The 23,817-nt window shown below is 45.0% G+C and carries 14 protein-coding genes; 8 read left to right on the forward strand and 6 right to left on the reverse strand.

The window, feature by feature from the left end:
* Positions 1-174: 174 nt before the first annotated feature.
* From SVI_RS18715 to SVI_RS18725, 3 genes are all read left to right on the forward strand, one after another.
* Entirely contained in the window at positions 175-1,098 is a 924-nt protein-coding gene (locus SVI_RS18715; protein ID WP_013053232.1) for a hypothetical protein, read from the forward strand.
* A 113-nt stretch (positions 1,099-1,211) separates the two neighbouring features.
* The gene (locus SVI_RS18720) at positions 1,212-3,275 is read left to right on the forward strand and encodes a S9 family peptidase (RefSeq protein ID WP_013053233.1); all 2,064 of its coding nucleotides are present in this window, start codon (positions 1,212-1,214) and stop codon (positions 3,273-3,275) included.
* A gap of 168 nt (positions 3,276-3,443) precedes the next feature.
* Positions 3,444-4,010: a lipid-binding SYLF domain-containing protein gene (locus SVI_RS18725; protein WP_013053234.1), complete on the forward strand. Its 567-nt coding sequence runs from the start codon at positions 3,444-3,446 to the stop codon at positions 4,008-4,010.
* Between the two features lie 430 nt (positions 4,011-4,440).
* Here SVI_RS18725 and SVI_RS18730 read toward each other — a convergent pair whose 3' ends face one another.
* The 5 genes from SVI_RS18730 to SVI_RS18750 all read right to left on the reverse strand — a co-directional run bounded on the left by SVI_RS18730 (position 4,441) and on the right by SVI_RS18750 (position 9,693).
* On the reverse strand, positions 4,441-4,626 hold the full coding sequence (locus tag SVI_RS18730) for a hypothetical protein (RefSeq protein ID WP_013053235.1): 186 nt from the start codon (positions 4,624-4,626) through the stop codon (positions 4,441-4,443).
* Positions 4,627-5,450: 824 nt separating this feature from the next.
* Positions 5,451-6,038, reverse strand: a complete 588-nt coding sequence (locus SVI_RS18735; protein ID WP_041420098.1) for a hypothetical protein — start codon at positions 6,036-6,038, stop codon at positions 5,451-5,453.
* 199 nt (positions 6,039-6,237) lie between these two features.
* On the reverse strand, positions 6,238-6,627 hold the full coding sequence (locus SVI_RS18740; RefSeq protein WP_083779950.1) for a YkvA family protein: 390 nt from the start codon (positions 6,625-6,627) through the stop codon (positions 6,238-6,240).
* A gap of 81 nt (positions 6,628-6,708) precedes the next feature.
* Positions 6,709-9,021: a YgiQ family radical SAM protein gene (locus SVI_RS18745; RefSeq protein ID WP_013053239.1), complete on the reverse strand. Its 2,313-nt coding sequence runs from the start codon at positions 9,019-9,021 to the stop codon at positions 6,709-6,711.
* 255 nt (positions 9,022-9,276) lie between these two features.
* Entirely contained in the window at positions 9,277-9,693 is a 417-nt protein-coding gene (locus tag SVI_RS18750) for an MAPEG family protein (protein ID WP_013053240.1), read from the reverse strand.
* A 161-nt stretch (positions 9,694-9,854) separates the two neighbouring features.
* Between SVI_RS18750 and SVI_RS18755 the strand changes: the two genes are divergently transcribed.
* From SVI_RS18755 to SVI_RS18775, 5 genes are all read left to right on the forward strand, one after another.
* Entirely contained in the window at positions 9,855-11,075 is a 1,221-nt protein-coding gene (locus SVI_RS18755) for a threonine/serine exporter family protein (protein WP_013053241.1), read from the forward strand.
* Between the two features lie 390 nt (positions 11,076-11,465).
* On the forward strand, positions 11,466-13,055 hold the full coding sequence (locus SVI_RS18760; RefSeq protein WP_041420099.1) for a BamA/TamA family outer membrane protein: 1,590 nt from the start codon (positions 11,466-11,468) through the stop codon (positions 13,053-13,055).
* Between the two features lie 333 nt (positions 13,056-13,388).
* Positions 13,389-14,828 (forward strand): mannose-1-phosphate guanylyltransferase/mannose-6-phosphate isomerase, encoded by a 1,440-nt coding sequence (locus SVI_RS18765; protein ID WP_013053243.1) that lies wholly within the window; start codon positions 13,389-13,391, stop codon positions 14,826-14,828.
* Positions 14,829-14,949: 121 nt separating this feature from the next.
* Positions 14,950-16,392: a phosphomannomutase gene (locus tag SVI_RS18770; protein ID WP_041420100.1), complete on the forward strand. Its 1,443-nt coding sequence runs from the start codon at positions 14,950-14,952 to the stop codon at positions 16,390-16,392.
* 421 nt (positions 16,393-16,813) lie between these two features.
* Complete coding sequence (locus tag SVI_RS18775; protein WP_013053245.1) at positions 16,814-17,764, forward strand: linear amide C-N hydrolase; 951 nt, start codon at positions 16,814-16,816, stop codon at positions 17,762-17,764.
* A gap of 151 nt (positions 17,765-17,915) precedes the next feature.
* Here the strand turns inward: SVI_RS18775 and SVI_RS20830 are convergent, their stop codons facing one another.
* A complete protein-coding gene (locus SVI_RS20830; RefSeq protein WP_013053246.1) occupies positions 17,916-23,765 on the reverse strand; it encodes an amino acid adenylation domain-containing protein in 5,850 nt (1,949 codons plus the stop codon).
* Positions 23,766-23,817: the final 52 nt, after the last annotated feature.

The following is a 23,817-nucleotide window of genomic DNA, read 5'->3' on the forward strand; positions in this document are numbered from 1 at the left end:
AATAAGCCACAATTGATAAATTTACTTAATTGACATTATTTGCCAATGTTATGCATCATTTATCAAAGCTTCTATATACTGATGTTCTTGTAGCATCTATAGTTTCAAACTCTATAGCTTGATGATTATTTATCCTATCGCCCTTTCCTTCTATAGAGATGACAATTAATTGTTATGAATGAATTTAGCAGCTTTTTCTTACAGAGTTATTGGTGGTTATCCCTGCTGGGCGGTCTCCATTGTTTCGGCCTGGGCCTCTACATTCGCTATTTATATCGAGAGGGTAATGGTAACCATAAGCTACTCGGCAGTATATTCAGCTTAATCGCACTGTATTTCTTCACCGGAATGCTCAATAAAGATAACGCCCCGGCACCGATCCATTTGCTTTTCATGCTCATCATCCCGGTATACTTCCTCCTGATGCCACTGCTATACCTCTACTGTTACAGAAGCCTGCATAATATTCGACGCTCTATTAGCTTCTCCAGGCATTTCTACCTGGCACTTATCGTTGCCATTGTAGTCATCACAGCCTCACTATTGAGCAAGAATGTCACTCCAGATCTCAGCATCATTGAGCTGAGCTATGAGTCCAACATGAGCTTGATTAATAAGTTAGGTGCCTTATTACCTGGCTTGCTCAGTATGCAGACCTGCATCTATTTCATTCTGATCATCCGCATGCTCCAAAAATATCGCGGAAGAAGTTATAAAGCACATCAAGAGAGTTTACGGGACATCAAGTTTCGTTGGTTACTGGTGCTCACCTTCGCCATGATGGTAAATTGGCTGATACGTACTGTCTTGGTTATATTGCCCTTCTATCTGGGAGATCAGATCTCACAGTTAACCCAAGCGTTTACTCAATTAACGCTATTGCTGACCATATATGTACTGGCTATCTATGGACTACAACAGATCACTAGAGCAGCCTATCTAAGAGGCCGACTCACTATAACGACACCTTCAGGCGCTTCTAGAAACAAGGCCAGCACTCAGCTACTCAACTCTGAGGAGCTCAACTACCTTCAAGACTTGTTAAAGGAAGATCCCAAAACAGATGAAGACAGCAACAAGAGCCACCAAGTTGAATAAAAACATTAACACTTTTTGACTATCTTCATTTAAGCCCAAGATGTTTTACGTTATTGTGACTGGGATAAATAATAACTAAAACACTAAAATCTTCAGTCATATAAGGGATTAAGATGGGAAAGTCATATCCGATTTCTAAGCTCGCAGTGATCACTGCGAGTCTCCTGTTAACCACATCATATTCAATGGCATCAGCTCCAAGCCACCAGATAACCACAGATGATTTCTTCGATATAGCAGGCATGAGCAGTGTACAACTTAGCCCAGACGGCAAACGGGCACTCTGGCTTGAGTCTCGCTGGGACAAAGAATTAGATAAATCGCAAAAAGACCTATGGACAGTCAACACCAAGACCCGTCAGACAACACGGCTCACCTTTACTAATGAGAGTGAGTCTAGTCCACAGTGGAGTCCGGATGGCACTTACATCTATTACTTGAGTAAACTCACCCACGAAGATAAAAAAGCCCCCTTCAATGGTAAAAGTCAGATCTTCAGAATGAGTAAGGATGGTGGTGAAGCTGTACCTATGACCAAGGAAGTCGAAGGAGTCAGCGCCTTCTCTGTGGGCAGTGATGGTAATAGCCTCTATTTTCTAACCAGTAAAACCGTTAAAGATAAAGACCTGTGGGCAGGCATGCGCGCCAGCCATGATAAACCCGAATATGCCCATGGTGAGCGTAAGACCAACCCGCTTTATAAACTCGACCTGCAACATTTCAAGCAAGATATCTTGTTAGACGATGACAAGGTGGTATGGCAATTCAGCGTCAATAGCGATGGCAGTAAGATAGCCCGTATTACCACATCTGATAACGAGCTAGTGAATCTGGAAGGCTGGTCAGATATAGAGATCTATGACACCAGAAGCAAAACCAACAAGGTATTGGAAGATACGGCTTGGCGTGAGCAAGCCCCATCCCCCTACGGCTGGCTACTCGGCTTAGACTGGCACAGTGACAATCAACAACTCGCCTTTAGAATCGACTTCGATGGTCATCCAGGCAAACTCTTCGTCAGCAATACCGCGAAAGATTCATTGCTAGAGATAACTCGCCCCGATGATGTCACCTTAAGCGCCGCCAATATCCATTGGCGTCCCAATAGTGACGAGATCTGTTATCGCGGCGCAGATCATGCCCGCGTTAAGCTATTTTGTACTGAGGTCGACGACGGTGAACAGGGCGATACCCGTACAGTGATCAAAGGAGATCTGGTCATCGGCAGCTATAGTTTCAGCCATAATGGCAAGAAACTCGCCTTCAGCCACAATGGACTGGATCATTTCTATGATCTATTTATCGCCGACGCCGATAGCAAGCGAGCTAAGTATAAGCGCATGACCAATATCAACCCTCAGGTCGATAGCTGGATATTGCCGCAGATCCAGATAGTTAAGTGGCAAGCACCTGATGGAACCAGCGTAGAGGGAATATTAGACCTACCCGCCGGATACAAGAAAGAAGACGGCCCCTTACCATTAATCGTGCAGATCCACGGTGGGCCTACATCTGCCACACCTTATGCACTGCAACATAGATCCTATGGCCGTTCGACATTTACCGCGAAAGGCTGGGCGCTACTGTCACCAAACTACCGCGGCTCCACCGGCTATGGTGATAAGTTCCTGACCGATTTGGTTGGCAAAGAACATGATATCGAAGTCAAAGATATCATGGCTGGCGTCGATAAGCTGATTGCCGACGGCATAGTCGATGGCGATAAGATGGCCGTGATGGGCTGGAGTAATGGTGGTTACCTTACTAACGCCATCATCAGCACAAATACTCGCTTTAAAGCGGCGAGCTCAGGTGCCGGCGTATTCGACCAACGCCTACAATGGATGCTTGAAGACACCCCAGGACATGTGGTCAACTTTATGCAAGGCCTCCCCTGGGAGAAGCCCGATGCTTACACTCATGGCTCTTCGATGACCCATGCGGACAAGATAAAGACGCCAACACTGATCCACATAGGTGAAAATGATCAACGCGTACCAGCCGGTCATGCACAAGGGCTTTATCGCGCCCTCAAGCACTACCTGAATGTGCCAGTTGAACTCCTTGTCTATCCGGGAGAAGGGCACGGACTGAGCAAGTATCAGCACAGGAAAGCCAAGATGGAGTGGGATCAGAAATGGTTCGAACATTATGTTCTCGGCAAGGCTATCGATTAAAAAGCTCAGAGTTAAAGCAGGATAGAATGTGAGTTTTAGCCTGAACCTAAGCTGACAAACAAGCTAAAAGCGCCTATTTTTAGGCGCTTTTATCTTTTACTGCTTTCTATTACTCACCATAGCTGGGTATGCTGTGCTCACTATTACAACATTCGAAACGGAGCAAAAATGAAAAAATTCATTTCTATCATTGCCACTTCATGCGCCCTTGTCGCCAGTTTGCTCATGTCTCAAGTTGCCCTAGCAGATGAAAGCTATGCCGAGACGGTCACCAACTTCAAGCAGGCTAATGATACCCATAAGTTTTTCGATAACGCCTATGGTTACGCCATTTTTCCTACCGTGGGTAAAGGTGGATTCGGTATCGGCGCCGCATACGGCAAGGGGCGAGTATTTAAAGGCAGCACCTATACAGGCGATACTAGCCTGACTCAGATATCCCTTGGATTCCAGATTGGCGGTCAAGCCTATAGCGAGATCATCTTCTTTAAAGATGCCAAGGCCTATAACCAGTTTACCAGCGGAACCTTCGAATTTGGCGCTCAAGCCTCGGCCGTAGCCATCACTATCGGCGCAAACGCCCATGCGGGTACAACAGGCAACTCCAGCAGTGCCGGTACATCTGCCGCTAAGGCTGCATATATTAATGGCATGGCGATCTATACCTTAGCTAAAGGCGGCTTGATGTTTGAAGCGGCACTAGCAGGACAGTCATTTACCTTCGAAGATAAGTAAGTCCCTAGGTTCGAGGTTCGAATTCCTATAACCTAGGACCTTCATCTATTTGTTGTCGGATAACAAGTTTCAAATATCTTTTTAGCTTGGGTTCACTTGACTGGCTTTGTACTTGGTTATTTTTAGGTAAGCACAACTTCATTGTTATCTATTGCTTGCAGCAGACTCACATGTAGCTACTTCTGTGGGACGCTGTAAAGCCATCCCTGGCCGCTCTGCGGTTTCATCCTTGAAACCGAAGCCCACAGCCGCATCTACATCAGGTTATTCATTTCTTCGATTGGAGTTTACGGTTCGTAACTCACTTCTGGACAGAAGCTTGTTAGATTACTTGCTCTAATGCGGGTAACTCAGATAAGAAAAAGTATCTGAGTTTTATTCGAACTCCCTAATTAGTTCCGACCCCTTTATCTACCATCAAACCTGAGGTTTAATAACGAGGAAGCTTATCTAAAATATCCTGCGGACCATTCACGGTGAGCTTTTCCTCTTTAAACAAAAAGTCCAACTGAACCAGCTCTTCCTGAGATATAGCTCCACTAGACAAGAAACGAGACTTCATATCTTCAATAACAATCGTTCCGATAGGTTTGCGGTTTTTAAACTTTACTGGCATAGCCCTTACCTCATTAAATGAATTCGCAGAAATAATAACACAAATGAGACCGTCAAGCTTAAAACACCTTTAAACACAACACCTTATAAGCATAACGCACCATGGCTGACATTGTGTTTATTTGGGTCTGTTGTATTTAAAATCAAAATAGGTCTGGCAGGATGGATAAGGTACACAAGCGAATCAATCAAAAGAATGGTTGGATAGTCACTAACTGCTTTCAAGCGGTCACACTTCGCTTCCGTCAAACCTACTGTTTAACAATCCCTTTAAGTTTGTATCGGCAACTTCATTAATGGCATTGGAATTTCAAAGTAATGTGCAGCAGCATATACCAACATTATCGAGAACCACTAATAAGTGGGGTCAGTGTAAAAATTAGCTAGATCTATAAGCCTGTGTCATTTATCAAAAATATTAAAGTAGGAATGACAAATGGTGCAACCTTTGGCGCAAGCCTTTCATCCATAATTCGATAAGCTTTTGTATATCAAAACTCTATTAATCAAGAATTGATGAAATCATCTGTCAACTCACAATGGGGCAAAAATGAGTTACAAACTCAAACTTAGAGTTACCCACAAAACCTCAATCGAAGAGAAAAATAATCAGGTGTAGATGCGGCTGCGAGCTTCCAAAACAGGGACGTTTTGGCAGAGCTCACATGGATGTGCTTGCAGCGACTCGCAGAAGTAGCTGCATATAAGCGAGCCGCAGGCTATAAATTACCATGAAGGTACGACCTTCAAACACACTACCCAATACCAACTCAGCCAGAAGCTAAATCAGAAAATGTGATCAGCCTTCATTTGAAGGTAAGCTACTTATGTCCCCCAAGGGGCCGGTGGTAGTGCTACCGGCTTAGTCAGATCGAAATCCACTCTGAAATCACGCTGATCTCGGGTCAAACGGTAGGTAAACTCTTCTGGCTGGATATACATATGCCACACATTGGTTACTGAGACATCTAGACCGTTGTCTCTGAAGTTATTAATTGAATAGGCATCGACAGGAAAAGACTGCTGCTCGGCACTGCCCATATCCGCTGTCATGCCACCATACATGGTCACCTTGTCTTCACTGCCATCTTTATGGCGATGATCATGAGCTAAATGTAAGCCATATTGGGTTTTGGTGATCACCCAGGTACGCGAATGATCATCACCCACATGAAACGGCACCTTAAGCTCTGTCTCGCTGCACTCGCGAACATGCATGATGAGTTTCTTACCGCTAAAAGCCGAGTCGGCAGAGTTACCTGCTGTAACCTTTCCCTCAAAAGCCTTGCCACAATGGGCGGCTATGCTATCGAAGAAGGCATCTTGTTCAGAGGTAGTGGCCAGGGCTGGCAAGGTAATAAGTGAGCAGCTAGTTAGCAAGAGTGCCAGCTGTGAGTATTTTGTTGTTTGCATTATGATCTCCGTCAATTGGTGCCTAGCAGCCTAACATAAGCAGATAAATGTTAGCTTAAGGCCTGCAATCTCAGATCAGTGTTCATTATCGCCAGCATGATTTGATATTCAGCTGCTTGGTCCAACGTTAAAGCTTCGGCCAAGCAGCTAATCTTGCTAGATAAGATCAACACAAGCTAATCAGGCCTGCTTAACACTCCTAATCGAACCAGGCGGAAGACTTTTCTGCCGCTAGGGATTTGACCGTGTCATCGATATACATACTGACCATGGCAAGCGCCGCGGCCAATGCGCCTAAATCATCTGAGAAGCCAACCACAGGTGTTAAGTCAGGAATGGCATCGATAGGTGCGATGAAGTAAGCCAGAGCACCGAAAATAACTGTCTTGGCCCACTTAGGTGTATCTGGGCGTTGGGCTGCATAATAGAGACACAGAGCCTTGTCGATCACATCCAGGCCGGCATTCTTAGCAAACAGTTTTACCTTGTGCCAGAAACCTGCATCACTATAGTCATGGCTTGCGGTATCGTTTTCACTATGGTTTGGGTTTTCACTATGGTTTCCACTATGGTTTGAATTGTCGACCATCATTACCTCCTGAAACAAAAAGGGAATATCCATGATATTCCCTTATTTTATGTTAATTAGCTAGAACAGACACTAGCTGAACTATCTTTGATGCTTAGGCGTGGTACCCCAGACATTCTTCTTTGCCGGACGTTGCCTCTGAGCAGTAGCACTGCTCCCTTGGCCGCCGGATGCCTTACCCTTGCCAGCTGATTTATTGGACGAGTCCCCTGGCTTAGCTTTTACCTTAGGCTTTCTGTCTTCAAACTGATCTTCAGAGAAACGGGTAAAGGCCTTCTTGTCACCGGGTGAGGCTTTATTGCTAAGTTTATTGGCTCCGCCCTTCCCCTTGTTACGCATGGCTTCACGTTCCTGGCGGGACTCCGCCGGCACCAGACAACTGAGACTATTGCCTATTAGCTCCTCTCTGCCCATCTCGATTAGGGCTTCGCGGATCATAGGCCAACCAGCAGGATCGTGGTAGCGCAGCAAGGCTTTGTGCAGCTTACGCTGACGTCCCTTTTTCGGCACTGTCACCTTTTCACTGGTGTGTTTCACATTCTTCAGCGAGTTGAGTCCGGTATGGTATATGGTCGTCGCGTTCGCCATCGGCGATGGATAGAAGTTCTGCACCTGATCCAGCTTAAACTTCTCACCCTTGAGCCAGAGTGCCAGATTAACCATGTCGTCATTGGTCGTGCCAGGATGCGCCGAGATAAAGTAAGGGATCAGGTATTGTTTCTTACCCGCTTCCTTGGAATATTTGTCGAACAATTCCTTAAACTTTTCATAGGTGCCCATGCCCGGCTTCATCATCTTGTTCAGCGGACCATCTTCGGTATGCTCGGGAGCAATCTTGAGATAGCCGCCCACATGATGACTCGCAAGCTCCTTCACATAGCGAGGATCTTCCGTGGCCAGATCGTAGCGAACACCCGAGGCTATGAGTACCTTCTTAATCCCAGGAACTTCCCTTGCCGCACGATAGAGATCGATCGTTGCCGAATGATCTGTATCTAAGTGACCACAGATAGAGGGGAAGACACAGGAGAGTCGTCGACAGGTCTTCTCCGCCTTGACGCTCTTACAGCCCAGACGATACATGTTGGCCGTAGGGCCACCAAGATCTGAGATAACCCCGGTAAAACCAGGCACCTTATCCTGAATATCTTTAATCTCATTCAAAATCGACTCTTGTGAGCGACTCTGAATGATACGTCCCTCATGCTCGGTAATTGAGCAGAATGAACAACCACCGAAACAACCACGCATTATGTTGATCGAGGTCTTGATCATGTCATAGGCGGGGATCTTGTTGTCACCATATGAAGGATGTGGCACCCGCTTGTAGGGCAGACCAAACACACCGTCCATCTCGTCGGTATTTAACGGCCAGGCTGGAGGATTAATCCAGATAGCACGCTCGGCATGACGCTGAAATAGGGCGCGGGCACAGCCAGGATTCTGCTCTTGATGCAAAATTCTAGACGCGTGAGCATAGAGGTATTTGTCTGTCGAGACTTTCTCATAGCTTGGCAATAACACATAGGTCTTCTCCCAAGGTTTAGGTCTAGGAGCCTGTACGCTGATGGCCTTAGGAGCGTCATTATCGAATATCTTCACATCCGACGGGCCGGACATGTTCTTACAACCCACATCATCGGCGCCGTAGGGATGAGGAATAGGGTCTATTTTATGTAACTGATCTATTTTGCGTGAGTCCATGCCCTTCCATTCGGCAAGGGGCTCTTTGCGGATCACTGTGGTGCCGCGAATATCATGGAGGTCAGCGATTGACTCACCCGCAGCCAGCCGGTGAGAGATCTCTACCAGGGGACGCTCGGCATTACCGTAGGCTAGAATATCGGCTTTCGCATCTAAAATTACACTGCGACGCACCTTATCAGACCAATAATCATAGTGGGCCATGCGGCGCAGGCTGGCTTCTATACCACCTATGATCACAGGCACTTGCTTGTAAGCTTCCTTACATCTCTGGGTATAAACTGTTACTGCGCGATCTGGGCGCTTACCACCGAGATTTCCAGCCGTATAAGCATCATCGTGACGCATACGCCGCTCGGCGGTATAACGGTTGATCATCGAGTCCATATTGCCCGAAGTCACCCCGAAATAGAGATTAGGCTTACCTAATTTCATGAAGTCATCTTTATTAGACCAGTCGGGCTGAGAAATAATGCCGACCCTGAAACCTTGAGCCTCGAGCATGCGTCCAATCACTGCCATACCGAAGCTGGGATGATCCACATAGGCATCCCCGGTCACGACTATGATGTCACAGCTGTCCCACCCTAGTTTGTTCATCTCTTTGCGAGACATAGGCAAAAAAGGCGCCGCCTCTGTTTGCTCAGAGCGATATTTTGGATGAGTAAATAAGGTAGATTCAACTTGCATGAGTAATAAAACCTGACTGTCTAACGGTGAAAATAGAATATTTGCGCCCATTAAAGGGAGGCGGAGTATAGCAGGGGAGACACCATCTGGGCGAACAAAAAACGAACAAGTGTAAAGAAAAGCCAGCTTGAAATGAAAAAAGACATTAACCTTTAAATAGTAAGGATATTAGACAGCTTAGGTGCGCGGGCATAACCAGCCTGCTTATTAGAGTATAATTTCTATTTTATCAATCGCTAAGCACATTTTGATAGGCTAACTTATCAAATAACCCATCGAGCCTAAGATAAAGTGAACCAAGTTAACTATGGCTAAGATTAAAATCACCAACCAGCTGAGTAATCCGCCCCAAAACCGCCCAAGGTGATAGCCGCCTCTGCCCCTGGTCAGTCCCACAGCATGTAAGATGCGCCCAAAGATCCAGATAACGCCAAGCAGGTGAAGATAGATAGCTGAGAGACCATTCAATTCTGCCACCAGCAACAAGACCATGGCGAACGGTGCGTTCTCAACTAGATTGGCATGGACTCGAGTAGCAAGCTCCAGCTCTTTATTATCCCCACTCCCTAGGCCTATTTTATGTTTGCGGCGTAACTTAACCACCCGCATGGCCAGCGCCACCATTAATATCGCCGTTAAACTGATATACAGACCCGAAATAACCACTGACATATGCCGTCCTTTTGCTTGCGCTATTGGTTTTGATAAACCAGCATTACAACTAATTGAAGCTAAGTAAATATTTTCCAGACGATTAACCTTTTTTCCACAAACTAGGTTAATATGCGCTCGCCTGAAGACCTCAATATCTAAATAACCAATGGACCTAGCTAGTGGACAACGCAGAATTTCTTGAGAAACGACGTTTTATTATCAAGTTAGGTAAGTCGTTGCATAAGTTTGGTACTCCAGCTTATCGACTGGAAGCCCACCTTCAGGCCGTTTCAAGCTTACTTGGCATAGAGGGTTACTTTCTTATTTCGCCAACGGCAATGACCTTTGTACTGCAACACGATACCGATCAAGAGTATAACCATGTCGCCCGAGTCAATCCCGGCGAATTAGATCTTGGCTCTCTGGCTCGTACCGATGAACTGGTGGAAGAGTTAACCTCAGGTAAGCGCACGCTAAGTGAGGCATTAGCACGCCTCGATGAGATAGCCAACAAACCAAACCCCTATGGTACCAAGCAAACCTTGCTGGCCTTCGGTAGCTCTGCCGGAGCCTTTGCCATGTTGATGGGCACCAGCTGGAATGATGTATTCTGGTCGGCAATGCTAGGACTCATGGTCTACGGTTTGGTCTACCGCGCAGAACGTTCCAAGCGCATGGCCGAGATGCTCGAACCCTTATCGGCGATTCTTTGTGCCATCTTAGCCACTGCTATTGCTCATTTCGACCCAAATATTAATATCCCAGTGGTGATCCTCTCGGGCATCATCATCTTTATCCCAGGGCTAGCACTGACATTAGGCATGGCCGAGCTGGCCGCCAGGGATCTGATTTCCGGTACCGCACGTATCATGGATGCCTGCATGCTACTGTTTAAACTCTATTTTGGCGTAATATTGGGCATGGTGGTAGGCTCAGCCATCTTCGGCGATGCCATCAGCTTAGAGCCTGATCCCTTACCCAGATGGGCTATTTGGTCGGCTGTACCCATTCTGTCCATGGCCTTGGTTATCATCTTCAAGGCCCGCATGAAAGATGCCCCCTGGGGCATACTCGCCGGTATAGTCGCATTCTTCTCGTCCATGTTAGGCAGCATCTACCTAGGTGATTCAATCGGCATCTTCTTCGGTGCATTCGCCGTAGGCGTCTATTCGAATTTATTTGCCCGCTGGATGAAGGCTCCCGCATCTATCGCCCTGCTACAAGGTATAGTGATCTTAGTGCCCGGCAGTAAAACTTATATAGGCCTAAATACACTTATCTTAGGCGAGACCATGCTTAATCAATCACACATAGGCAGTCAGGTCTTTCTGATCTTTATGTCGCTAATTGCCGGACTCATGTTCGCCAACGTTGCCGTCTCTCCACGAAGAACCCTTTAAGGCTCTATTACAAAAGACTCATCCGCTAGCATACTCAGGGTTAACGCTAGCAGTTAGCGCTGAGATATTTTCTGCAAGCAGAAAGCCTCTACCCTCCGGCTTTTACCCAGTATCTATCCCGCTTTAACCCTTGTAGCCACAATTTTACCTAAGTTTAATCACCCAGATATTTCACCTTTGTCCTTGACACATTCGAGTCTGGCGTGTGTTATTAACTTGTAATCAAAATGATTTAATTAGGATATTAAAACACACAAAGACAATATTAAAGGCCTCTATATGGTGAGATGTACGTCTAAGTTATCTCTGTTTATTCTCTGCTTTATCATAAGCATGCCTGCCAGAGGAGACGGTGTAACGTTAACTAAAACATCATCAGATGAACCTTCTATGCTCACTGACGATGAGGCTTTTGAACGAGAGGACACCAGCCCAAAGATCACCAAGAAAAAACTCATCCGCAAAATTGTAGTCTCTAGTAATCCCATCTTCGATGAATCAGATCCCGATGCATTTTTTATCCATCGCTGGGCTAATTATCTGCATATTAATACCCGTGAACATGTCATTCTCAATAAACTAAGCCTAGAGAGCGGCGATAGAGTCACACAGAAAGATCTCGACGAAGCTCAGCGCCTGTTGAGGTATGAGCCCTACATACGCGACGCTAAAGTTAGCCTGATAGAAAAAGGGCCCGATGCAGATATTACCGAAGAGGGAGATACCTTACTGGTTGAAACTTGGGATAACTGGTCTCTGTTACCGACAGTCAGCTTAGGTCATAGCGGCGGTGAGAGTAAATATTCCATAGGCATTAAGGAAGATAACTTACTTGGCTACGGTATACGCACCCGAATTAAGTACCAATCTAACGCCGATAGAAGTGGCTATAAAATTTCACTGCAAGCCCCTCTGGATAGTTTTATCAAGCACTCAAAAGTCGCCTTCAATTATCAAGATAATAGCGACGGAGAGGCGACACAGTTTTACTTCAATAAGCCCTTCTATACCTTAGATACTCAAGATATGTATTCACTCATGTATAGCGACGATCTCAGGGTCGATACCCTTAGACAAAATGGCGCAGACATCAATGAATTTGAACAAGAGCACAATTTCAATAGCCTAATGTATGGCTGGCGTCTGAATAAGGGGGACAACTTTAGGACTCGAATCACCACAGGTATCACCCAAGATAAAAGCCAATTTTCCAACATTGAAAAATACCCCGACTCACAGCTCCCCCAAAACAGAGATTTTCTCTATCCCTGGGTCGCCTATGAGTATTTGCAAGATGACTTTAAGGTGCTGAACAATGTTCGCCTCATCAACTATAACGAAGACTTTAACTTAGGCTGGAATCATTACTTTAAGTTCGGATTGGAAACCCAAGATACCGGGGACAGCTCTTCCCTTGGCTACCACCTCAACTGGAGAACGACTCGAGGCTATCAGGCCGACGCAGAGCTTCTGCTGCTGTCATTCGACGGTTCCGCAGTTTTGGCCACCAGCCAGAAAGACTTCTATAAAGTAAACCTGATGACGGAATACTTCTATCAGATAAGTCCAAAGTGGACGGCTTACCTTAAGACCAGACTCAGTACATCTCAGAATAACTATTTAGATAAGACCTTTTCTCTGGGCGATAACACAGGTATACGTGGCTACCCCAACGATTACCAGCATGGGGATAATCAATGGTTATTGACCACAGAGATCCGTCACTACCCCAATATAAACTTGTATCAGCTCGCCGAACTCGGTTGGGCTGCATTTGTCGATGTAGGGCAGGCCTATGGCGGGGCAGATGAGAATAATGAAGTATCGGGCCCCATAGGCAGTATAGGCATAGGTGCGAGAATCTATTCATCTCGCTCCAGTTACGGTAACGTGGCTCACATAGACTTCAGCCTGCCTTTCACCTCAGGTGTAGAGGTCAATAACTGGGAGTGGCGCTTCCAGGTAAGAAACCGTTTCTAGATTAGCCAAAGCAGTAGAGCCTAGCGACTCAGATATTTACTAAAGAGCTAGCCACAAATTTCTTCATCCCTGCCCTAATCCAAGGGACCAAATCCATGATGACATATTCATTGTCGAACTAAGCTCAAACCTGCTCACGGGTTACCCGATACACATGAAGATGTATCGATTCAAAGCTAATACTCGGCATCTAAGCTGCCTCAACTTTGCTTGGCGTTTAGAAACAAATGACAGAAAATAAAAATAACCATGCAAAATTATTTTTGCAGTAACTATAATAAAATTAACATGTGACTCTAATTAAACAGATTTAATTGTTATTTCGGAGAAAAAATGATTTTACCTGTAATCATGGCTGGCGGATCAGGCTCACGACTCTGGCCCTTGTCGCGACAGATGTTCCCCAAACAGTTTCTCACCTTGAGCGGTGATAGCTCTATGTTACAGAGCACGGCCATGCGCCTACAAGGGATCGAGCATGCTCCAGCCATGGTGATCTGTAATGAAGAACACAGGTTTTCGGTAGCAGAGCAGTTTCGGGCCAATAATATCCCCAATAGCGGCATAATTCTTGAGCCTGTTGGGCGCAACACGGCTCCGGCTATCGCCTTGGCAGCATTCACCGCAGTTAAAAATAATGATGACCCCTTATTGCTAGTGTTAGCTGCCGATCACCTGATTAAAAATGAACCAGCATTTCGTCAATCAGTAAAAGCGGCCACCGAATTTGCCCTAGCAGGCAAGCTAGTTACCTTCGGTATTGTGCCTACGGCGCCAGAAACTGGTTATGGCTACATAAAGCACGGCGAGGCATATGCGAACGGCGCAGGCTATTGTGTGGCTGAGTTTGTGGAGAAACCAAATAAGGCGACGGCTCAAGCCTATCTGGATAGCAAGAACTACTATTGGAACAGCGGCATGTTCCTGTTTAAAGCCAGTCGCTACTTAGACGAACTTAAGACTCACAGCCCGGAGATCTATGCCGCATGTGAAAAAGCTATCGCCAATACTGCCCAGGACTTCGACTTTTTACGGGTGGATAAAGCCGCATTTGAGGCATGCCCAGATAACTCCATAGATTACGCCGTCATGGAGCCTTTGTGCAGTAGCCAAGGCTCAGATAAAGTTGTGGTCGTTCCCATGGATTGTGGCTGGAGTGACGTAGGTAGCTGGTCTGCTCTTTGGGAAGTGCAAGACAAAGACAGTAACGGCAATGCCTTTCAAGGCGATGTGATTAGCATAGATACCAGTAATTCCTATGTACATGCTAGCCACAAGCTAGTGGCAACCATAGGCCTCGAAGATGTGATAATTGTTGAAACTAAAGATGCTATTTTAGTTTCAAAACAGACAGAAGTTCAGCAGGTTAAAAAGATCGTTGAGCAATTAAAAGCAAACCAACGCAGTGAATGGCAGCACCATAGAGAAGTATATCGCCCCTGGGGAAAATATGATTCCATCGACTATGGTAAGCGTTTTCAGGTAAAACATATTACGGTAAACCCAGGCGCAAAACTGTCGGTTCAGATGCATCACCACAGGGCCGAACATTGGATAGTGGTATCCGGAACCGCAAGAGTTACCAATGGGGATCAAGAGATCTTATTGACTGAAAATCAGTCCACATACATACCCATAGGCACAGTCCACTCACTTGAAAACCCGGGTAAAATTCCGTTGGAACTTATCGAAGTGCAATCGGGTTCCTATCTTGGTGAGGATGATATTGTACGCCTCGAAGATCGCTACGGCCGTAAAGATGAGCAGGTATAGATGCCAGGCCAGATCTTAAACATTTTACTTCAATCTTTGAAGCTCGAGAATTGAAACTAAATAAGCAAGTTCGTCGTAGAATTTTCATTGGGGGCGACACTCCCATCTATAGGTTTTTTTGATGTTATTGAGTTCTGATGTGATTAAAAAGAGTGGTATAGCCTTTGGCACCAGCGGTGCACGTGGGCTGGTCACTCAATTTACCAATGAGGTTTGTGCGGCTTTCACCCATGCATTCGTCGCTACTCAGCGACAAAACTTCACTTTCACTCATGTCGCCATAGCGATTGATAATCGCCCTAGCAGTTTTAGGATGGCAATGGCCTGTGCCAAGGCGCTGGAACACTTAGATATCGAAGTGATTTACTATGGCGTTGTGCCAACACCCGCACTAGCATATGCCGCAATGCAAGATAACACCCCTAGTATCATGGTGACCGGAAGCCACATTCCATTTGACCGTAATGGCCTTAAGTTCTACCGCCCCGACGGTGAGATCAGTAAATCTGATGAACAAGAGATCTTAAGTACTAGAGCTGAGTATGCCCCTTTCGAAGATATCCCTAACCTTACAGTGAACTCCAGTGCTGCAAGACTTTATATCCAACGCTACACATCATTGTTTGATACTTCACTTCTGTCGGGCAAGCGTATTGGCATTTATGAACACTCGAGTGCGGGGCGTGACTTATATTCCGAAATATTCTCGGCCCTAGGCGCCGAAGTCATAGCTTTAGAGCGAAGTGATGAATTTGTGCCTATCGATACCGAGGCTGTGTCCGATGAGGACATAGCTAAGGCGCGTACCTGGTCAAAACAATATGCCCTCGATGCCATATTCTCAACCGATGGTGATGGCGACCGTCCCTTAGTTGCCGATGAGAATGGCACTTGGCTGCGGGGTGATATTTTAGGCTTACTCTGTGCCAATGCGCTACACATAGAGGCCCTGGCAATACCCGTTAATAGCAATACGGCCATCGAGAGCTGCGCTTACTTCTCTCATGTGAAACGAACTAGGATTGGCTCCCCCTATGTTATTGCTGAGTTTTCAGCTCTAGCAAAAGACTATGACGTAATTGCAGGTTTTGAAGCAAACGGGGGCTTCTTGCTCGCCAGCGATGTGAAACTTAAGCAAGATACACTTAAAGCCCTGCCGACTCGAGATGCCGTGTTACCGGCATTAATGCTATTTGCAGAGGCTAAGCATAAGACTATTTCATCTTTAGTCGACTCCCTCCCCAAAAGAGTGACATATAGCGACCGTATAAAAAACTTCCCTAGGGAGCGTAGCCAAATCATCCTGACTCTAGGCCAAGAAAATCCCCATCGACTACTCCAAGCCCTGGGATTTGAAGCGGTATCAATTCATAGCCTAGATTGCACCGATGGCTTACGAATGACCCTCACAGACCAGAGAATAATCCACCTACGCCCCTCGGGGAATGCGCCTGAACTCAGATGCTACGCTGAAGCTGATAGCGTCGAAGTAGCAACAAATCTGGTGAGTCTATGTTTAAAAAACATCATTAATTGTGGATTTGTAGATTCGCTATCTGAATAAGCCTATGCCTGTTTGTATTGGTCTTACAACACACGAAATAGTCAATTTTCGATGAGTTTACTGACAAACACCTTTTAACTTTGGCCACTAAAGTAAAGCAATTGTCCAAACCTGCACAGTCACGCCGCTTCTCAATTGCTTTAATGTCCCTAGGCAAAGCATTCGTTTGTTTTATTGATTAAAAACTAAAGTTAATAAACATACCTATTACTTCATTAGGTACACATGAAATTAAAATGAAATTATATTCATTTAATATTTTTCACTTTAGATATTAACAAGCAACTCGAACTATAAAATGAAATAAAATAAACCCTAAACAAATATTATCTAAAACATTTATTTTTAATAGCATATCCACAAACGCATTTAAAATAAATATTCCTGACAACTCAATTTTAAATAGTAAGTAGAGGTTTTTATGTGTTCAAAAATCACTTGGGCTACACAGAATCATGGTGTATTTGTTGCTCGGACAATGGATTGGTTTGCTGCAACAAATCCAGAAGCAATAATTACACCTAAAGGTGTAGAGAAGGATTATGGTTTCTTTTCAAAGGAATCAAAATTTTCCACTTTTGGAATAACTACTTACGGTTACATACTCGATGGTGTAAATGATGCGGGGCTTAGTGGGCATGGGCTTTATTTCGCAACGGCTCTAGATTATGAAAACAAGCAAAGCCTACCGAAATTCAATCTTAATCATCTTGTTAATTTCGGTCTAAGTGAATGTGGCAATGTTGTTGACCTAGTTAAATTGATTGAACAACATCACATTACAATTTGTGAAGTTACTGATTTTGGTCCTGGTACTATACATGCTTCTTTTTCAGATATAACTGGTGATAATTGCGTTATTGAAATTGAAAATGGTTCACTCAACATTTGGCATGGCAAGCAATATAATATTATGACCAATCAACCTGGTTATAATAAGCAACTTAATAATTGGGAACGAGTAAAGCGCAGTATAGATCTGGCTCCGCATACTGGTTACACGCATATTCAGACTGGTGGCAACATTAATCCAGAAGACAGGTTCATTCACAATAATTATATGTCTTCCCATCTTAAAGAGCCGACAAGTAATTTAAATGGCCATATGAAGTTAGTGACAAACATCTACAAGATCCCACAAGATGTGCCAAATAGAGTCGAAGGTGAAGAGATAGTGTGCTTCCCGACAGAGTTTGTTATTTCATATAATTTGAACAATTTAACGGCACATTTTTTATATACTATGAATGATGCTTATATGAAGTATAACTTTGATATCTCTGAGTTGTTTACTCGAGGCGTGCCACTCAGATTTAGATTGGATCAGGCCGACTTACATGGCGACATTACAGAGAAATTCTTAGCATCTTAATCTTATCTGCCTGCTGAGAAACGATGTAAACCACCAAGTGCCAAATGGCTGAATTGGTAGCCGACAAGTCATAATAGGCAAGTCAAAATAGACAAGTCAAAAAAAGCCCCTTGAATTACAGGGGCTATTATTGGTTTATCAAAGCAAGACACTAGCTCTCGTTAATTACCACCTGTGAGCTAACAGCGAGTACTCTTGCTAAATTACTTGCCAATTCTTGCTCCTGCATAATGGACCAATGATCTCCGGTTAAAGTAAGCAGTGATATCATCTTACTGTCGAGTAAGTCATACCAATCGGCGACGTAATCATCGAAGACACTCTGTGATGCTTTAACTAAGAGCGAATTAACCGGGTTAATTGTGCTGGGGTTAAAGTCCTTAGCATTTAACAGATTGGCTATGGCCACCTTATTGAAGCGCTCGACTTGGTCTTGACTATCATCTTGTGAATAGCCTAAAAAGCGATAAAACTGCTGCTTAATACACTCTTTGTCATTACTGATAAAGCCAAAACGTTTGCCGAAGTTTTTCAACAGCGCCGCCAGTTTTTCATCCTGATATAAGTCATTCAAACCAGAGACATCATTGTCTCGCAAGAACTCTGCAAAGTCTTTTGGCACATAGGGTGCCTCAGCATCTATGGAGATAAACACCTCGACTTCATCGCCCTGATTAATGAGCGCTTGCACTATGTGGTAAGCAATCGAGACGCCATAAGACCAGCCACCTATCAGGTATGGGCCCGATGCCTGCTTAGCCTTTATCAGTTTAATGTATTCACTCACCATCTCATCGACACTGGCAAAGTGTTGCTGCTGAGCCTTAAAACCATTGGCTTCTAGGCCATAAACTGCAATATCAATATCATACACATCATGTAACTGCTGCTTTAAGTTCTTCACCAAGGGATAGAAAGACGCTAGATGCCCCCCTAGACCATGGACTAAGAACAGAGGTTTAACCTGAGTTAACTCAGTCTTAGAGAGGTGAACGTTGGGAAATTCAACCAAATTAGACCCTTGCTCATAGTCATTATTTTCGACCACGGCGAGTAACTTGGCAACCGTCGCCGACTCATAAATATCATTGATACTGACATTAGCATTAAACTCTTGGTTCACTTCACTTATAAGCGACATAACTAGCAATGAGTGGCCACCAAGCTCCATGAAGTCATCATGTAAACCGACACTCGATACCGCCAATACATCTTGCCAAATGGCCGTCATTTTGATTTCATTATCCGTCACCGGAGAGGTGAAATTAATACTTTTCTCACTATTAATCTCCATCTTTTCTAGCAAGCCACGATCAACTTTGCCGTTGGGATTGAGAGGAATATCATCGAGAGGTAATATTAGATTAGGCAGCATATAACTAGGCAAGGCTTGGGATAGATGCTCCCCTAGCTCGGCAATATCAATCGCCTCATTATTGGCCACAACATAGGCAACCACTTTCTTCTTGGTTTCAATTTGCTTCAGCACTACCACGGCCTGGCTAATACCTTGATAGTCATTTAACACACTTTCAATGGCGCCGAGCTCGATACGATAACCGCGAACTTTCACCTGGTTGTCTGTGCGGCCCATAAACTCAATATTACCGGCATTGTCCCAACGTACCAGATCCCCTGTTTTATACATCTTAGAATGACCGCTAAAAGGATTATCAATAAACACTTGCGCGGTAAGCTCGGCATTATTGAGATAACCCCGACTGACCCCTTCACCAGCAATATAGAGTTCACCCACAAAGCCAATGGCCACAGGAACCAAGTTACTGTCCAAGATGTAAGCTTGGGTATTGGCAATTGGCCGGCCTATGGTGATGTTATCGAGCGGACCATTTAATACTGAGTAACTGGCGCTCACTGTCGTCTCAGTTGGCCCATAGGTGTTGATAAGGGGAATATCGGTATTAATGACTCGCCACTCATTGTATTTCTGAATATCGGCCTCTTCACCCCCTATGGCTAACAATCGCACACCCAGTTGCTGCAAGTTAACCTTAGACACAGTGTGCCAGTAGGCGGTGGAGAACTTAACCACGTTGACCGACTGCTGGAGAATTAACTCAGTTAGCTCGCTCACTTGGGTAAGCTTCTCCTGCTCAATCATCACCACAGTAGCGCCAGTAAATAAGCTGGGAAACACTTCTTCGATAAAAGAATCAAAGTTGATGGTTGAGAACTGTAATACATTATCTTGTCCAGTCAAACCAAACACATCAGCCATACTTAAACTGTGATTCACCACACTCCTATGCTCAACCTGTACCCCTTTAGGCTTGCCTGTGGTGCCCGAAGTGTAAATCACATAGGCCAGATCACTCGGCCGTGATTGCTGGCCAGTATTTGATATGCCGGGAGCTAATTCACTGGCCGCGTACATGGCAAAGTCAACATCGGTCAGTGAAATCAGCTTTTCCCGATGAAGCACTAGTGCTTGTGGCGACTTATTGGCCACTAAAATATGCTTAACGGCGCAGTCTTCTATCATATGATCCAGACTCGCGGCGGGATAATTAGGGTCCAATGGTAAATAGGCGCAACCGGCTTTGAAGATGGCCAAGATGGATACAATCAAGTGTGTGGAACGCTCGATACATAAGCCCACCACAGCACCGGGGGCAATGGCATGATTACGCAAGTATTGGGCTACTTGCTCGCTACGCTCATTCAACTCCTGATAGGTTAAACTGTCTTGATTAAACCTAACCGCAATCGCCTCTGGGGTTCTTTGTACTTGTTGGGCAAATACATGGTGTATACATTGTTGATGTGTGAACTCACCCTTATGCTGGCCCCAGGTCAATAAGGTCTTAATTTCATCATCATAAACATTCCCCTCCGGTGTAGGCAGGGCATTATTACTGACTAAGAAGTTGACCGTCTTTTCGAACCAGGTATCGATGAATTTTTGCTCCATCTTAACCAGCAAGTTTGGATCAACATGCTTTCTGAAGTTACTACCATCATAAAAAGATTCTATTTTAGGCGTGGGGTCTTCAAATAAGCGGATCACCAGTTGGCGGTACGACTTACAATGCTCATCCCATTGCTCCAATGGGTAATTTTTTAGACGCTCAACAAATTCGGTACGACTCACCTCATCGATTTGATAACCCATGCCACGCAACATCACGGCTAAACGTTTCATGTCGATGGATTCTTTCGACTGACTGGTTAAGTTAAAGTCGGTATTTTTGGCTTTACCTTGCACCGATGCCATACCATCAGCCAATAGATCTACCGGGGTAATATCGTGGAGATAATTTCCCTTAGGAAAGGCTTTAATGGTGATTAAAATACGCAGCATAATATTAAAGCCATCGTTGAGCTTAGTTAGCCCGGTCTCGATATGACCGCCTATCCAGACCAAACGATAGATATTACAAATAAGCCCTTCTTCTCTAGCAATACGGCACATTTGCTCACTGGCATATTTACTTATGTCATAACCAAAGAAACGATTGATATCGTTTTTATCGATAGTATCGCCTTCTAGGAACACAGACGGATCGGCTTTATCCGGTGAGAAAGTACTGGTACTGGTATAGTGGAACTCCTTCTTACGTCCGGTACGAGCAAGCGCCAATAAGCTCCGAGTGCCATCGACATTGATCTCGCGTATGCCTTCATAGGGGAGCCAGTTATTGACATGGGAGCCGATATGGAAAATCTTATCCACATTCTGGCAAACCCAAGGGTACTTATCATCAGGAATACCTACATGGTGCTCACTTAAATCCCCCCTAATTAAGATCACTCTGCCTATATCTATGTCTTTTTCCATATGGAAATAAGCCACTGCATCGGTAAACTTTTTGTTCATGACGTCATCATTTTCGCCACGAATTAACAAAACAAATTTGTCCTGGGTACGCTGCATCATACTTTGCAGAAAATGTAAGCCAAAGAATCCAGTACCACCGGTGATCAAGCTAATACCAGTTTCACCTTCTAAACTCCTGTCTATATTGGCTGCCGGTAAATAGATATCTTTCTCGACTTCTGGAAACTCATACTCGCTAGTGCGATATAAATATGAACTAATAGTTGGGTAGCGAAATAACAGCTCCATGGTGGTATTTAACTGAATTGATAGCTCCAACATGGTCAATGAGGAACCACCTAAATCAAAGAAGTTATCTGTGATGCCGATATCGCTGGCCGATAACCCTAAGATTGCGCCCCACATACTGGTTAATTCCAGCTCAGCTTTGGTGGTAGCTGCAACAATACTAGACCTGGCTTGAGTCGATTTATCATCGACAGCCGCTAACAGGTCGTCACCAAGGATGGTAAATTCATTGGCCACCAACATTTGACGGGTTAAACGACGCTGTACCTTGCCACTGGTGGTCATGGGGATTTGCTTAGGTTTAATCAGCACCACACGGTCAACTTGCAATTGATGGTCTTGATAGATAAACGAGCGAATATTACTGATGATGCTGGGGTGCTTGTCACTATCTGACTCTAATACGCCCGCCACAACCACCAAGGATTCACTGGTTTGGCCCTGCTCATCAACCACATCTAATGAGAATGCCACGCTGCCGCCAACTCGCAGACCCTGCACATCGATAAGGCTCCATTCGATGTCCTCTGGGTGGAAGTTTTTCCCTTGCACGATAACGATATCTTTAATACGACCTGTGACATGGATTTCACCATTTTTGCAGTAACCTGTATCACCGGTGCGCATATAATGCAGCTCGCTGCCGAGGATCTGCGCCTTAAAAGTCGTTTGAGTTTCTTCTGGGCGATTCCAATAACCCTTGGCTACGCTCGGGCCATGCACCCAAATTTCGCCCTCTTGTTGCTCATCAGCCTCGACGCAAGTTTCAGGGTTAACAATTCTGACCCTGTCGACCTCAACACATGTTCCAGATGACATATAATCGACATTATCACTAGTGGCTAATACCGCTTGTTTGTTGGTGCCGGTTACGATTAAGGTGGCTTCGGCTAAACCATATACCGCCATATGCGACTCAGGCTTGAGCCCACAGACGCTAAACCTTTGATTAAAACGACTCACAGTTTCTTTGCGAACGGGCTCGGCGCCATTGTATGCCAGCGTCCAACTGGATAGGTCTAAGTCGGCCAAATCAGCATCGGCTATTTTTCGCACACACAAGTCATAGGCAAAATTAGGGCCGCCACTGGTGGTCGCTTGATACTTACTGATAGCACGTAGCCAACGTACCGGTTTTTGCACGAAATGCAGTGGCGACATAAACACCAAGGAGATGCCTAAATACATGGGTTGTAATACATTACCAATCAGACCCATATCATGAATAAGCGGCAACCAGCCGACAAAAATCGTTTTGTCGTCATGTTGATAAATATCCTTGATCGCGGCCTGGTTGGCCATTAAGTTACTGTGACTTATCATCACGCCTTTTGGAGTACCTGTGGAGCCGGAGGTGTATTGTAAAAAGGCAAGATGCTCACCTAGAATAATAGGCTGCTTAAAATCCCTGGCCGCCTCAGGATCTAAGTTGTCGCTATTTATCCAGTATTGCGCCGGGATATTAATGGCATCTTCATCTTGTTCGCCTGCATCGGTCACCATGTTCATCCGATCCATACGACTAATCACTTTAGCCGTCGATAAAATCAATTTCACGTTACAATCTTCGACTATGCCATTTAAGCGTTGAGCCATTTTCTTACTGCTGGGTGGATACACCAACACAGCGATCGCCCCCGCGTACAAGGTGGCAAAAAATGCCACTATAAAATCAATCCCTTGAGGATAGATTAGTAGCACACGCTCTTGCTGAATCAGTGGGTTTTTCCCTTGTAATTGCGCCGCGAGTTCACGAGCTCGGCAATCTAATTCAGCGTAGGTGATAGGCACTTCAATATCTTCACCATTTTCTAAATAAATATAGGCAACTTTATTTGGCGTAATTTGCGCTCTGTGCTGTAAAACAGCAACCAAAGATGTTTGTTCCGCTAAGTTGAACGACTTAGGTTCCATGGTTAGTTTCCTTTCTAAATATGTGTTTGGAGTGGTTTGCTTCTGCTTTGCG

Origin of the sequence: Shewanella violacea DSS12 (assembly GCF_000091325.1) — a bacterium.
In the GTDB taxonomy this organism is placed as follows: domain Bacteria; phylum Pseudomonadota; class Gammaproteobacteria; order Enterobacterales; family Shewanellaceae; genus Shewanella; species Shewanella violacea.

Coding starts and splice junctions, on each gene's coding strand:
- SVI_RS18775 (WP_013053245.1), top strand. CDS start 16,814: ATGTGTTCAAAAATCACTTGGGCTACACAGAATCATGGTGTATTTGTT.
- SVI_RS18745 (WP_013053239.1), bottom strand. CDS start 9,021: ATGCAAGTTGAATCTACCTTATTTACTCATCCAAAATATCGCTCTGAG.
- SVI_RS18725 (WP_013053234.1), top strand. CDS start 3,444: ATGAAAAAATTCATTTCTATCATTGCCACTTCATGCGCCCTTGTCGCC.
- SVI_RS18760 (WP_041420099.1), top strand. CDS start 11,466: ATGCTCACTGACGATGAGGCTTTTGAACGAGAGGACACCAGCCCAAAG.
- SVI_RS18750 (WP_013053240.1), bottom strand. CDS start 9,693: ATGTCAGTGGTTATTTCGGGTCTGTATATCAGTTTAACGGCGATATTA.
- SVI_RS18740 (WP_083779950.1), bottom strand. CDS start 6,627: ATGGTCGACAATTCAAACCATAGTGGAAACCATAGTGAAAACCCAAAC.
- SVI_RS18765 (WP_013053243.1), top strand. CDS start 13,389: ATGATTTTACCTGTAATCATGGCTGGCGGATCAGGCTCACGACTCTGG.
- SVI_RS18770 (WP_041420100.1), top strand. CDS start 14,950: ATGTTATTGAGTTCTGATGTGATTAAAAAGAGTGGTATAGCCTTTGGC.
- SVI_RS20830 (WP_013053246.1), bottom strand. CDS start 23,765: ATGGAACCTAAGTCGTTCAACTTAGCGGAACAAACATCTTTGGTTGCT.
- SVI_RS18715 (WP_013053232.1), top strand. CDS start 175: ATGAATGAATTTAGCAGCTTTTTCTTACAGAGTTATTGGTGGTTATCC.
- SVI_RS18735 (WP_041420098.1), bottom strand. CDS start 6,038: ATGCAAACAACAAAATACTCACAGCTGGCACTCTTGCTAACTAGCTGC.
- SVI_RS18720 (WP_013053233.1), top strand. CDS start 1,212: ATGGGAAAGTCATATCCGATTTCTAAGCTCGCAGTGATCACTGCGAGT.
- SVI_RS18730 (WP_013053235.1), bottom strand. CDS start 4,626: ATGCCAGTAAAGTTTAAAAACCGCAAACCTATCGGAACGATTGTTATT.